Origin of the sequence: Vibrio neonatus (assembly GCF_024346975.1) — a bacterium.
Taxonomy (GTDB): Bacteria; Pseudomonadota; Gammaproteobacteria; order Enterobacterales; family Vibrionaceae; genus Vibrio; species Vibrio neonatus.
The window spans coordinates 1100244-1113423 of record NZ_AP024885.1 but is presented as its reverse complement, the minus strand read 5'-3'; the positions used below and the strand labels follow the sequence as shown (position 1 = coordinate 1113423).

12 protein-coding genes are annotated in these 13180 nt (G+C 43.2%); 6 read left to right on the top strand and 6 right to left on the bottom strand.

Annotation, left to right across the window (positions count from 1 at the left end; genetic code table 11):
* Nucleotides 1-71: 71 nt before the first annotated feature.
* Together clpA and clpS are read right to left on the bottom strand one after the other, a co-directional pair.
* Complete coding sequence (gene clpA, locus OCU38_RS05135) at nt 72-2336, bottom strand: ATP-dependent Clp protease ATP-binding subunit ClpA (protein ID WP_023404813.1); 2265 nt, start codon at nt 2334-2336, stop codon at nt 72-74.
* 57 nt (nt 2337-2393) lie between these two features.
* Nucleotides 2394-2714, bottom strand: coding sequence for an ATP-dependent Clp protease adapter ClpS (clpS, locus tag OCU38_RS05130; RefSeq protein WP_039970909.1), 321 nt, complete (start codon nt 2712-2714; stop codon nt 2394-2396).
* A 441-nt stretch (nt 2715-3155) separates the two neighbouring features.
* On the opposite strand from clpS, the gene cspD reads away from it, so the two are divergent.
* On the top strand, nt 3156-3377 hold the full coding sequence (gene cspD, locus OCU38_RS05125) for a cold shock domain-containing protein CspD (RefSeq protein WP_023404815.1): 222 nt from the start codon (nt 3156-3158) through the stop codon (nt 3375-3377).
* 70 nt (nt 3378-3447) lie between these two features.
* On the opposite strand, the gene OCU38_RS05120 is transcribed toward cspD, so the two are convergent.
* Nucleotides 3448-3675 carry a glutaredoxin family protein gene (locus OCU38_RS05120; protein WP_023404816.1) on the bottom strand — a complete coding sequence of 76 codons (228 nt, stop codon included), beginning with the start codon at nt 3673-3675 and terminating at the stop codon, nt 3448-3450.
* Nucleotides 3676-3985: 310 nt separating this feature from the next.
* Here OCU38_RS05120 and OCU38_RS05115 point away from each other — a divergent pair, with 310 nt between their 5' ends.
* Complete coding sequence (locus tag OCU38_RS05115; protein ID WP_023404817.1) at nt 3986-4642, top strand: NAD(P)H-dependent oxidoreductase; 657 nt, start codon at nt 3986-3988, stop codon at nt 4640-4642.
* Nucleotides 4643-4718: 76 nt separating this feature from the next.
* On the opposite strand, the gene OCU38_RS05110 is transcribed toward OCU38_RS05115, so the two are convergent.
* Complete coding sequence (locus OCU38_RS05110; protein WP_261824019.1) at nt 4719-5525, bottom strand: alpha/beta fold hydrolase; 807 nt, start codon at nt 5523-5525, stop codon at nt 4719-4721.
* 360 nt (nt 5526-5885) lie between these two features.
* Here OCU38_RS05110 and OCU38_RS05105 point away from each other — a divergent pair, with 360 nt between their 5' ends.
* Entirely contained in the window at nt 5886-7310 is a 1425-nt protein-coding gene (locus OCU38_RS05105) for a basic amino acid/polyamine antiporter (RefSeq protein WP_261824018.1), read from the top strand.
* A 102-nt stretch (nt 7311-7412) separates the two neighbouring features.
* On the opposite strand, the gene OCU38_RS05100 is transcribed toward OCU38_RS05105, so the two are convergent.
* Nucleotides 7413-9641, bottom strand: coding sequence for an NADP-dependent isocitrate dehydrogenase (locus OCU38_RS05100; protein WP_261824017.1), 2229 nt, complete (start codon nt 9639-9641; stop codon nt 7413-7415).
* A 492-nt stretch (nt 9642-10133) separates the two neighbouring features.
* Here OCU38_RS05100 and OCU38_RS05095 point away from each other — a divergent pair, with 492 nt between their 5' ends.
* A complete protein-coding gene (locus tag OCU38_RS05095) occupies nt 10134-10811 on the top strand; it encodes a pseudouridine synthase (protein ID WP_261824016.1) in 678 nt (225 codons plus the stop codon).
* Nucleotides 10812-10918: 107 nt separating this feature from the next.
* On the opposite strand, the gene OCU38_RS05090 is transcribed toward OCU38_RS05095, so the two are convergent.
* Nucleotides 10919-11182: a hypothetical protein gene (locus OCU38_RS05090; RefSeq protein WP_023405536.1), complete on the bottom strand. Its 264-nt coding sequence runs from the start codon at nt 11180-11182 to the stop codon at nt 10919-10921.
* Between the two features lie 162 nt (nt 11183-11344).
* Here OCU38_RS05090 and mnmA point away from each other — a divergent pair, with 162 nt between their 5' ends.
* Both mnmA and hflD read left to right on the top strand, forming a co-directional pair.
* Nucleotides 11345-12475 carry a tRNA 2-thiouridine(34) synthase MnmA gene (gene mnmA / locus OCU38_RS05085; RefSeq protein WP_261824015.1) on the top strand — a complete coding sequence of 377 codons (1131 nt, stop codon included), beginning with the start codon at nt 11345-11347 and terminating at the stop codon, nt 12473-12475.
* A 17-nt stretch (nt 12476-12492) separates the two neighbouring features.
* Nucleotides 12493-13110 (top strand): high frequency lysogenization protein HflD, encoded by a 618-nt coding sequence (gene hflD / locus OCU38_RS05080; protein WP_261824014.1) that lies wholly within the window; start codon nt 12493-12495, stop codon nt 13108-13110.
* Nucleotides 13111-13180: the final 70 nt, after the last annotated feature.

Genomic DNA, 13180 nt, shown 5'->3' with positions numbered 1-13180 from the left:
CTCCGTTTTTTTATGCTTGTACTATGAGAATAAAGTAAGCGAACTCTAAGACTTAGAGCTCGCTATTCCAATTAATGATGCAGTGCCTCTTCTTCGGCATTGGCATAATTGAATTTTAATTCATCATCGACTAAATCTACCGCCACTGAACCACCGTTGATCAAGCGACCAAACAACAACTCATTGGCTAATGGTTTTTTCAACTTGTCTTGAATTACGCGGGACATAGGTCGTGCGCCCATCGCCTTATCGTAACCTTTAACGGCTAACCAGTGACGAGCGTTATCAGTCACCTCTAGAGAGACCCCTCTTACATCCAATTGCGCTTGCAACTCCACAATGAACTTATCAACCACTTGCTGAATGACCACTTCATCTAGGCTATTAAACCAAATGATGTTGTCTAAACGATTTCGAAACTCTGGGGTAAATACCCTTTTGATAATCGCCATCGCATCAGGCGCATGATCTTGCTCAATCAAACCAATAGATTGTTTCTCAGTTTCAACCACACCGGCATTGGTAGTCATAACTAAGATAATATTTCTAAAGTCGGCTTTTCTGCCGTTGTTATCGGTTAAGGTGCCGTTATCCATCACCTGCAATAGCAAATTAAAGATATCAGGGTGTGCTTTTTCGATTTCATCCAACAGCACCACTGAATGTGGCTGTTTAATTACCGCGTCCGTCAGCAACCCGCCTTGGTCATAACCTACATAACCCGGAGGCGCGCCAATTAATCGGCTAATTGAATGGCGTTCACCGTATTCCGACATATCAAAGCGTAATAGCTCAATACCCATCAGCTTGGCAAGCTGTGCGGTCACTTCCGTCTTACCTACCCCTGTCGGGCCTGCAAATAGGAAAGAACCCACAGGTTTGTTTTCAGCGCCTAATCCAGCGCGAGAAAGCTTGATAGATTCGGTAAGCACATCAATGGCTTCGTCTTGTCCAAACACCAGCATTTTCATCTTGCTGTCGAGATTTTGTAAAATATCTTTATCTGATGAAGATATAGATTTTTCCGGAATGCGCGCCATTTTAGCGACCATGGCTTCGATATCACCAACGCCTACGGTTTTCTTACGACGACTGCTTGGAACTAAACGGCTTTTCGCCCCTGCTTCATCGATGACATCAATGGCTTTATCTGGCAAATGACGTTCATTGATGTATTTCGCTGACAATTCTACCGCCGCGCGAAGGGCTTTATTGGTGTAGCGCACTTCATGGTGCTCTTCGTATTTAGATTTTAGCCCCATTAAAATTTTGGTGGTATCATCTAAAGATGGCTCAACCACATCAATTTTTTGGAAACGACGCGACAGTGCACGCTCTTTCTCAAAAATGGTGCTGTATTCTTGATAGGTTGTTGAACCAATACAGCGCAACTTACCGCTGCTGAGTAGAGGCTTAATCAAATTAGCGGCATCGACTTGGCCGCCGGATGCTGCCCCCGCACCAATAATGGTGTGGATCTCATCAATAAATAAGATGGCGTCATCTTCTTTTTCAAGCTGTTTAAGAATGTTCTTAAATCGCTTCTCAAAATCGCCTCGGTATTTAGTGCCGGCTAACAATGAGCCGATATCTAAAGAGTAGATAACCGAGTTGGCAATCACTTCAGGAACATCGCCTTCGACGATTCTCCACGCCAAACCTTCTGCAATTGCGGTTTTACCTACGCCAGCCTCACCCACCAGCAATGGGTTATTCTTACGGCGACGACACAACACTTGCACAGTACGCTCTAGCTCTTGATCGCGCCCAATAAGCGGGTCGATATTGCCATTGCGTGCCACGATGTTTAGGTTGGTTGCAAAATTTTCCAGTTGGTCTTCTTGAGCCACTTCTTCGGTCGTTTCTGTACTGCCGAATAACTCAGAAGAATCATCTTTAGCCGTTTTAGTAATGCCATGCGAGATGAAATTAACGATGTCTAAACGACTAATGTCATTTTTTTTCAAAAGGTAAGCGGCGTGAGACTCTTGCTCACTAAAGATAGCCACCAGCACATTCGCGCCAGAGACTTCGTTACGCCCAGACGACTGCACATGAAAAACCGCGCGTTGGAGTACACGCTGGAAGCTCAAAGTAGGCTGTGTTTCTCGAGTAGCATCATCCACCGCAATTAACGGTGTGGTTTGTTCGATAAACACATCCAATTCTTGGCGAATGGTATCTAGGATCGCTCCACAGGCTTTTAAAGCCTCTTTCGCAGATTGGTTGTCTAGAAGCGCCAACAGCAGATGCTCTACCGTCATAAACTCGTGACGTTTATCTCGCGCTTGAGAAAAAGCGCCATTTAAACTTGTTTCTAGTTCCTTGTTTAGCATACAGGCCTCCCTAAAACTTCAAAAACAACCACTTAATCAATGTTGATAGCAATGTGGTTATGCTCTTTCCATAGTGCATAGCAAAGGATGTTGTTGCTCTTCAGAATACGATGTAACCTGAGCAACCTTTGTTTCTGCAACTTCAGCTGTGTACGTGCCACAACGTGCTTTCCCCTCATAATGCACCTGAAGCATGGTTTGCGCAGCTTTGTCGGCATCCATACCAAAAAAGCGCTCAAGGATCTCAATCACGAAATCCATCGGGGTATAATCATCGTTATTTAAAATAACGTGATACATAGGGGGTGGTTTTACCTCGGTTTTTTCTCTCTCCAGCAAGTCAAAACCCGGAGTCACCCAATCAGAAAATTCAGTCATTTTTACATCTTTTGTAGAAAAAACACTCACTCGGGTAGCAAAAAATTTCTTATGCTACTTAAGAGACTAATAGAGCAATTGTATCCCTGCAAATAAAACATTGCTATCAGTATCGAACAGCGAATTATTAACCAATATTTCATGCAAAAACGATCTGATCATCTCTGTGCTTGCTCATACTTTGACCGAAACGCACATATCCGACAATTGGCATTGTTTAAGTGGCAACGAATGGTTATCATTCTGTTAACGAATCTTCGTAAATAATTTGACGATGGGGATTCTTTGTCTACATTATTTTATGGTTCCAGTATAAATTTTGAGAGGAACGGCTGATTCACTCTCTTAACTGAAACTGGCTGAAACAATAAAAGGTGAGACTACGATTACTGTAATCGTACACAGCGCACAACACGTAACAAATGCATAAGGATGTAAAGCATGGCAACAGGTACTGTTAAGTGGTTCAACAACGCCAAGGGATTTGGTTTTATTTGCCCTGAAGGTGAAGACGGCGATATTTTTGCCCACTATTCTACGATTCAAATGGATGGATATAGAACATTAAAAGCGGGTCAAACTGTCAACTATGAAGTAGAAAAAGGCCCTAAAGGTTCTCATGCTAGCGCTGTAGTACCAATAGAAACTGATTCAGCCAAATAATCACAGTTTCAAACGACAAAAAAGAGGCACTTTGCCTCTTTTTTGTCGTTTAAAGCCCTAGGTATAATCGTTAGCTATTGTACATTTTCTCGAAATTCTTCTGATTCCATCCCACCATGATTTGATCGCCAATTTTTAAGACTGGAATGGAGCGCGCGCCCATAGCTTGCAACTCCTTACGTCCCCGTTGCATTTTTGCATTGGTTAAACGGTACTTGTACCCCTTAGAGTCTAAGTATCGCTGCGCATCTTTACAGTGAGGGCATTTATCCGCTACGTATAAAACTAGTCTTTTCATTGTATTGATCAAGTGAGAGTGATTTTTGCTGATTATGAGAGATAAGCCAGGGAATCGCAAACTCAATCCGCACCCTTATCGTTTTTCAAGTTGCAAATCATCAATGACATTTTTTGAAATCAACTAGTTACAATATGCAAATTCATCTATACATTGAGGAGGCATTTTTGATTTTTACATTTAATTTGAAAGTGAATTGCAAAAAGTGCTGTTTATTCGAAAAGTGTATTCAAATAATCTAGCATTAACTTGAACGACATCGCTTGTAGACAGTGACCGCGCTGCTCTCCTCAATGAATAAGGATTTACCATGACTCACGCTATCATTACTGATTTAGCAAACCGTTATACCGCTAAGCGTTACGATGCAACGAAACGTATTCCTCAAGAAGACTTAGATGTGATTTATGAAGCAATTCGTCTGTCTGCTTCTTCTATCAACTCTCAACCTTGGAAATTCATTGTTATTGAAAGCGATGCTGCAAAACAGCGTATGCATGACACTTTCGCTAATAAGTTCCAATTTAACCAGCCTCATATTAAGTCGGCTTCGCATATCGTTTTATTTGCGCACAATCCTCATTACACAAGAGACGATTACGCCAAAGTTGTGGACAAAGGCATTGAAGACGGACGTACTCCTAAAGAGCAACGTGAAGCCGCCTTTGGTGGATTTGCCTTTGTTGATCTAAATACAGATGAAACGGGCGATAACTCTAAGTGGACCAAATCTCAAACTTATCTTGCGCTTGGTAATACTTTGCATGTACTAGCACGCCTTGGCATCGACTCTACCACTATGGAAGGCATTGACAGCGAGTTGATTGGTGACATCTTTAAAGAAGAATTAGATGGCTACGAATGTAACGTTGCTTTAGCAATGGGTTACCACCATAAAGAAGAAGACTACAACGCAAGCTTGCCAAAATCTCGCTTAGCGCTAGAAGACGTACTGAAAGTTCTGTAAGCGCTAGGTCAGACTAACGCGTATTCGCGGCTCGCTATTGTTAGCGGGCCGTTTTATTTTATAAGCCACCCTTTGATTATTGGCTGACAAACCGTCTTTGATTTAAATAATTTACGATGAGGTCGGTCACTTGCGGATCGCTACGTAAACTATCATGGGTAATATTGACTGCCACAAAATCCTGCATCCCTTCCAACTGGGTTGATTCCACCGACACTAAACCATCATTTGAATTATCAAACATGTAATTCAATATAGGATAACTGTCTGTGCCTGCTATCACGCCAAAGGCATAATTAGGCTCGGGCAATGAATTGGGCAAACTCTCTGAATTGGTGGTTAAAGAGGCGGCGGTACCGCCCGCTAGCGGCAGTAACCATAAGCTTGAGAAGAAATCGGCCACATCACTGCCTTTATTTGGCGTACCAACAAACACCACCTCACCAAAGTGAGACGAGTGAGTAAGACCGTTTTTCTGCGCCAAATAGTTGCGTATCACCAATCCGCCAAGAGAATGGCCGACAAAGTGCACTTTACTGCCATCGATTTGTGATAGTTCGCGATTGAATCGACTAATACATTGGTCTATTTGCGCGCTACTTTCATGCAAGGTTTTATCTATCGCTTGGCCTAATGTTGGGTAATCCACCACACACACTTGATAACCGTTTTGCGCCACTCTTTCGGACATTTTTTCCATCGATGAGGCACTGCGCGCAAGGCCGTGCACTATGATAACTTGCTGTTTTTGATGTAATGCGTAGTTACTGTCTTTAATCGGTGCTTCTGAGCGGCTACAACCGAATAATGTTGCCATTAAAACAAGCATTAAGCTTATTTTGTTCATTTTTAGCACTAAGGCTCTTGCTTTCGCTTTTGGCATAGTTTCCCGCATAGATCACCACTGTTTAGCCACAACATTATGATAACAAAGCAAAGCGAATCACTCATGCTGTTTTCACCAATAAATACAATTCACCACAAAAGCATACATATTTTATTTACCTCACCTTTCGCTATATCTAGTTGCACAAAATGACAGCAAATTGATCGATCAACATTGGAATAATAGTTTTAATCACAAAACCTAATTTATGCTACTTATTCATATGGGCTTAAGTATAATTCTGCTCCTTTCAAGCGACTTAACTCGAATTAGCGTTTTACCCGCTTTTTTACGACGTTTAGGTCAATCATTTTGACAATATTGATTACATTGTCGATTAACTGGTTTAAATAAAACATGAATAAAACAAGTTCAGTGGGCTTAGTTGGCTTAATTGCCATCGTTTTTGGTTCAATGATTGGTAGTGGAATATTCAGCATTCCACAAAATATGGCAGAGCAAGCCTCTATTGGCGCGGTATCCCTGGCGTGGCTAATTACCGGCTTTGGTATGCTATTACTAGTGCAAACCTTTCGCATTCTTGCTGAACATAAACCAAACCTAAACTCAGGTATCTTTACCTACGCACGTGAAGGTTTTGGTGAATACATTGGCTTCCAATCCGCTTGGGGCTATTGGTTGATGAGCTGTATGGGCAACGTTGCTCTGACGGTCATGATCAACGATTCACTGGGTTTGTTCTTCCCTGTTTTGTTAGAACACGGTATTGAAACGGTCATTCTTTGTTCTGCTCTATTGTGGGGAATGAATACCATCGCCCTACGTGGTGCGGCGAGCTCTTCTTTTATCAATGTTATCTCAACGGTAGGTAAGCTGATTGGTTTAGCGGTGATCATTGGCATCATTCTTTACAGCTTTGAACCAGAAAAACTCTCTATTGATGTATGGGGACAACAGCAACACCTTGGTTCAGTCATGGGACAAATTCAGAGCACTATGATGGTGACGCTGTGGTGTTTTGTTGGTATTGAAGGTGCAGTGGTACTGTCTGGTCGCGCCAGAAATAAATCTGACGTAGGTAAAGCAACTCTGATTGGCTTTTTAGTGGCCATTAGCATGTACACCTTAATTGCCGTGTTGTCGTTTGGTATCTTGCCACAACAAGAGCTAGCACAACTGCCAAACCCTTCCACAGCTTCACTACTTGAAGTGGCTATCGGCCCATTTGGTGGCATCCTAGTAAATATCTGCGTGTTGGTTTCGGTATTTGGCGCACTGATTGCGTGGACTATGCTAGTTGCGGAAGTACCGTACGAAGCAGGCAAAGCGGGTGAGTTTCCGAAATTCTTTAGTCGTACTAACAAAAATGACGCGCCGAAAAACGCACTGAGCGTTTCAACAATTTTCATGCAGTTGTGCGTGCTATTGGTGGTGATGTTTGAAAATGTATACCTAGCAGCAATCAATATTGCATCGGTAATGGTATTGCCTTGTTACCTACTGAGCTGCTTATACTTATTAAAACTGTCGTGGAATTACCAAGAAGTAAACCTAGCAAAACGCAACTATGGTCACGTTCTATTAGCGGCTGTTGCGGCTCTATTTTGCGCATGGTTAATTACCGCCGCAGGTCTTGAATACCAATTAATGGCAACCATCTTATATACCATTGGCATTCCATTTTTCAGATACACACATGCTGCGCGCCTAAAAGCGGGTGAGAAAGTGTATTCTGCGATGGATAAGTGGATTGAGCGTATTTTGATTGTGTTAGCGCTTGTATCAATCTATCTGATGGTGACAGGTCATCTGCACGCGTAACAACTGATTGGTATAAATTCGACCAATAAGAAAACCGAGCTAGTGATAGCTCGGTTTTTGTTTATCTTGCTGACTTTTCTAGCTTAGATTATCTAGCTTAGTTCACGCGTTATCAATAATCTGATTTAATGTTGCGCTTGGGCGCATAAGCTGAGAGGCAATAGCGTCAACTGGCGCGTAATAGCCACCTAACTCCCCTGCCACACCTTGTGCTTCATTCAATTCATTAACGATATTAGTTTCGTTATCCGCCAGTGCTTTTGCAATCGGTGCGAACTGCTCAGCTAATTGGGCACTCTTGTTTTGGCTTGCTAGTGCTTCCGCCCAAAAACGTGCTAAGAAATAGTGACTGCCACGGTTATCCAACTCACCGACGCGGCGCGATGGCGATTTGTTCTCGTCTAAGAATTTACCCGTTGCCGCATCCAAGGTCTGCGCGAGTACGCGTGCGTTTTGGTTGCCGGTCACTTCGCTCAAATGCTCTAGTGAAGCAGACAGTGCCAAGAACTCACCTAAAGAATCCCAACGTAGGTGGTTTTCTTTTTCTACTTGCTGAACGTGTTTTGGCGCAGAGCCGCCAGCACCCGTTTCAAACAAACCGCCGCCGTTCATAAGAGGAACAATAGACAACATCTTAGCGGAAGTGCCTAGCTCTAGAATTGGGAACAAATCCGTTAGGTAATCACGCAGTACGTTACCTGTGACTGAAATGGTATCTTCGCCTTTTGCAATGCGCTCTAGAGTAAACAAAGTCGCCGCTACAGGAGACAAGATGCGCAGATCTAAACCTTGCGTATCGTGCTGTGGTAAATACGCTTCTACCTTCTTGATAAGCTCTGCATCGTGCGCACGGTTCGCATCTAGCCAAAATACCGCTGGGGTATTTGATAGACGAGAGCGGTTTACCGCAAGTTTCACCCAATCTTGAATTGGCGCGTCTTTTACCTGACACATGCGGAAGATATCGCCTTCTTCGACGTCTTGCTCTAAAAGTACTTTATCGTCGGCATCAACCACAACCACACTGCCCGCTTGAGCTAGAATAAAGGTTTTATCGTGTGAACCGTATTCTTCTGCTTTTTGCGCCATTAGGCCAACGTTTGGCACGCTACCCATAGTGGTAGGATCAAACGCGCCATTTTCTTTACAAAATTCAATAACCGCTTGATAAACGCCCGCATAACAACGATCAGGAATCATCGCTTTGCTGTCTTTTGGCTTACCATCTGGTCCCCACATTTGACCCGACGTACGAATCATTGCAGGCATAGACGCATCAACAATGACGTCTGATGGTACGTGCAAGTTAGTGATGCCGCGATCAGAATCGACCATTGCCAGCTCAGGACGAGTCTCATAGACCGCATTTAAATCCGCGATAATTTCCGCTTTTTGCGCTTCTGGCAAAGATTCAATCTTGGCGTACACATCACCAAGACCGTTGTTTACATCAACACCTAACTCATCAAACAGTGCGCCGTGTTTAGCAAACACTTCTTTGTAGTACACCTTAACCGCATGACCGAAGATCACCGGATCGGACACTTTCATCATGGTGGCTTTTAGGTGTAACGAGAGCAAGACATCTTGCTGCTTCGCTTCTTCGATTTCTTTTTCAAAGAAAGCCACAAGTGCGTTTTTGTTCAATACCGAAGTATCAATAATTTCTTTATCTTGCAGCGCAAATGCCGATTTTAGCTCAGTGACACTGCCATCTTGCGCGCGCAGTTCAATGCGTACTTGCGTTGCTTTATCTAAAGTCAGTGATTTTTCACTACCAAAGAAATCATTACCGTCCATGCTCGCCACATGCGATTTAGACTCTTTTGACCAAGCACCCATTGAGTGCGGGTTTTTCTTAGCGTAGTTTTTCACTGATGCAGGGGCACGGCGATCTGAGTTACCTTCACGCAACACTGGGTTTACTGCACTGCCTTTAATTTTGCCATAGATAGATTGAATGGCTTTTTCTTCATCCGTGGTCGCTTCTTCTGGATAGTCTGGAAGATCGTATCCTTTGTCTTGCAACTCTTTAATCACGGCTTTTAGCTGAGGTATAGACGCCGAGATGTTCGGCAATTTAATAATATTTGCTTCTGGGGTCTTAGCCAATTCGCCAAGCTCGGTAAGTGCATCATTGATGCGTTGCTCTGGCTTTAAATATTCTGCGAAGTTGGCAATGACGCGCCCTGCCAATGAAATATCTCGAGTTTCTACTGCGATATCGGAAGATGCAGTAAATGCTTGTACCATCGGTAAGAATGAGTAGGTCGCTAGCGCTGGAGCTTCATCGGTAATAGTATAAATAATGGTGGGCTTTTGTGCAGACATGAAATTTCCCTATCGTTATTTGGCTTCACTGGCTGTTGTCAGCGGCAGTGTCCATCAAGATGATTACATTCGCTTCGTGCGAATCTGTGGTAGTAAATCTGATTTAATCGTATTTCTATTTGTGCTTCTATTGCTATAATTCGTTGGCTTTTTTCGCCGTAAACGCCATTAATACCAATCGTACTAAATAACTGATCATTCTAGCTTGTTAAAATACTCGATAACGGCGTTAGAATTTTTGATTGTAGAATAACTACTTATCAAAAAATTCTGCCTTGTTCTCGAGCATTTTTCCTGCGCTAGCTCTGATCACTTACTTAGTGTGATTGGTATAATCATACAAGGCGTACTGACTAACCTATCAAATAAACGGCGTTGATCGCAATCGTGTTATTGTTGTCCTAACGCGTTTGCTGCGCGTATCATAAAGCAAATGTTGTTTCGAGAGAACGAACTAACACAGTTTGTTTACAAAAATGCAAGGTAGTTAACATGTCTAGCGACCACCGTCGACCGAAAAACCCATCCAAAACGTCAAATAGAACATCGACGTCAAACGCTAAGTTTACCAAGAACCGTTCTAGCTCATCCGCACGCAGAAAACCAGTTAGACAAGTTAAACGCGTATCCGCGCAAGATAGAAAAATAGTGTTATTTAACAAACCGTTTGATGTGTTAAGCCAATTTACCGACGGCGATGGTAGACAAACTTTAGCCGACTTTATCGATATTAAAGAAGTGTATGCCGCTGGACGATTAGACAGAGACAGTGAAGGCTTATTACTGCTGACTAACGATGGTATTTTACAGGCAAAACTGACTCAACCTGATTCAAAGTCGCCCAAAACCTATTGGGTACAAGTTGAGGGAGCACCAACGGAGCAAGATCTCGATAAACTGCGCCAAGGTGTTGAACTAAAAGATGGACTCACGCTACCGGCAAAAGTAGAAATAATGACAGAGCCAGAGCTGTGGCCTCGCAACCCTCCGGTGCGATTTCGCGCCGCAATACCCACCACTTGGCTATCAATTACCATTATCGAAGGTCGCAATCGTCAAGTGCGCCGCATGACCGCCAATATAGGCTTCCCTACCCTGCGTTTAATTCGTTACTCGATTGGTGAATATAGCTTGGGCGAGCTGCCCAACGGTGAATGGAAACTGGCTTAAATAAAAAATCCCAGCAGTGTCTAAGAAAATAGACATAAACGGGGATTATTTGTGCTGTTTGTTAACCGCGATTATTGACACAAAATACAGCGGTTAACGAAAGTGAGTTACTCACCTTCCATAAAGCCAAGATCTGGCAAGCGCTCAAGATGTTCGGCATAACGTTTTTCGTTAAAAGTGGCGCCGTTATTGACCACATCAAATACTTCGATGGCAACTGCGCAACCTATCATCGCCACTGAATCTTCACGGCTATTGCCAGTCATCATCAGACGCATTAAGGTTTCTTTTACTTTTTTAGGTTCGCCTGATTCAATTTGGTTTTCAACGATCTCCAAGAGTTGATCTTGCATTTCTTGTTCGTCTTGCATGCCTATAGCCTTTTATCTGAAACTGAAAATAATTGCGCACAGTATGCCAGAATTTGTTTACATTTTTCAGTCAATTTAAAGTGTGATTGATATCGCTGAACTGTCACACTAGCTTTGTTTCTGGTAGAATGTGCGACCGTGTTTATTTAGTGGTATTTTTGAATGTCTGACAACAGCCAAAAGAAAGTCATCGTCGGCATGTCCGGTGGAGTTGACTCATCTGTCTCTGCGTATCTTCTTCAACAACAAGGCTATCAAGTTGAAGGCCTGTTTATGAAAAACTGGGAAGAAGACGACAACGAAGAGTATTGTACAGCCGCAGAAGATCTTGCCGATGCGCAAGCGGTCTGTGACAAGCTGGGCATTCATCTGCATACCATTAACTTTGCCGCCGAATACTGGGACAATGTTTTTGAGTACTTCTTAGAAGAATACAAAGCCGGTCGCACCCCTAACCCAGACATCCTTTGTAATAAAGAAATCAAATTTAAAGCCTTCTTGGAATTTGCCGATGAAGTACTCGATGCTGATTACATTGCAATGGGTCACTATGTGCGTCGTACTTTCCCAAGCGCCGAAGAAATTGCAGCCGGTGAAAAACCTCGTATGCTACGTGGACTTGATGGCAACAAAGACCAAAGCTACTTCCTCTACACATTAAGCTATGAGCAAGTGGGTCGTAGCCTATTCCCTGTGGGCGATATCGAAAAACCTGAAGTTCGCCGCATCGCTGAAGAGCAAGGGTTAGTCACTGCCAAGAAGAAAGACTCAACCGGTATCTGTTTTATTGGTGAGCGCAAATTTACCGACTTCCTATCTCGCTATTTGCCAGCACAGCCGGGCAAAATTGAAACGCCAGAAGGTAAAGTCATTGGCGAACACATGGGCTTGATGTACCACACCCTTGGTCAACGTAAAGGCTTACACATTGGCGGCCAAAAAGGCGGTGGTGGTAACGAAGACCCATGGTACGTTGCTGAAAAAGATCTAAAACGTAATGTGTTGATTGCAGTACAAGGTGCCGATCACCCGTTACTGAAGTCTGAAGGTTTATTTGCTTCACAACTTCATTGGGTAAATCGTCAGCCAATTCGTCAACCTATGACCTGTACAGTAAAAACAAGATATCGCCAAACCGATATTCCATGTACCATTATTCCTGTGGACGATGAAAACATTAAAGTGATTTTTGATGAGCCACAAGTTGCTGTTACACCAGGACAATCTGCGGTCTTTTATTTAGGAGACGACTGTCTAGGTGGCGGTATTATTGAGAAAAGAATCAAAGCATAAGATAAAGGAGTTCTTAAGTGGCAAACACAAATTATGACCGTACCATCGCTTTTGCTGGCATTTGCCAAGCTGTCGCTCTAGTTCAACAAGTGGCAAAAGACGGACATTGTAATTCTGCTGCTTTTGAAACATCCATAGCAGCAATCACTAACACCAGTCCTGCGGACACTATCGGTGTCTTTGGTCATGAGCGAGATCTTAAACTCGGTCTTGAATGCTTAGCCAAAGGGTTGGATAGCTCAGTCACTGGCAACGAATTAACTCGCTATATCATTAGCCTTATGGCACTAGAGCGTAAGCTAAGTCAACGTCGTGATGCCATGTCTCAATTAGGTGACCGTATTCATCAAATTGAGCGACAATCAGATCACTTTGATCTTTTTGAAGAGCAAATGATCAGCAATCTCGCCAGCGTATATTTGGATGTTATTAGCCCGATTGGACCTCGCATCCAAGTCACTGGCAACCCGGCTATGCTTCAACAATCTGCGGTACAAAGCAAAGTGCGCGCCCTACTCCTTTCTGGTATTCGTAGCGCGGTACTTTGGCGTCAAGTCGGTGGCAAACGTCGCCACTTAATCTTCGGCCGTAAAAAAATGGTACAGCAAGCCGAAATACTTTTAGCACGAATTTAATGATGAGCTCGCGCATTGTCGCGAGCTTATTTTTTTGATTAAAGAAAATTAACGCAAACGTTTGCGCAAT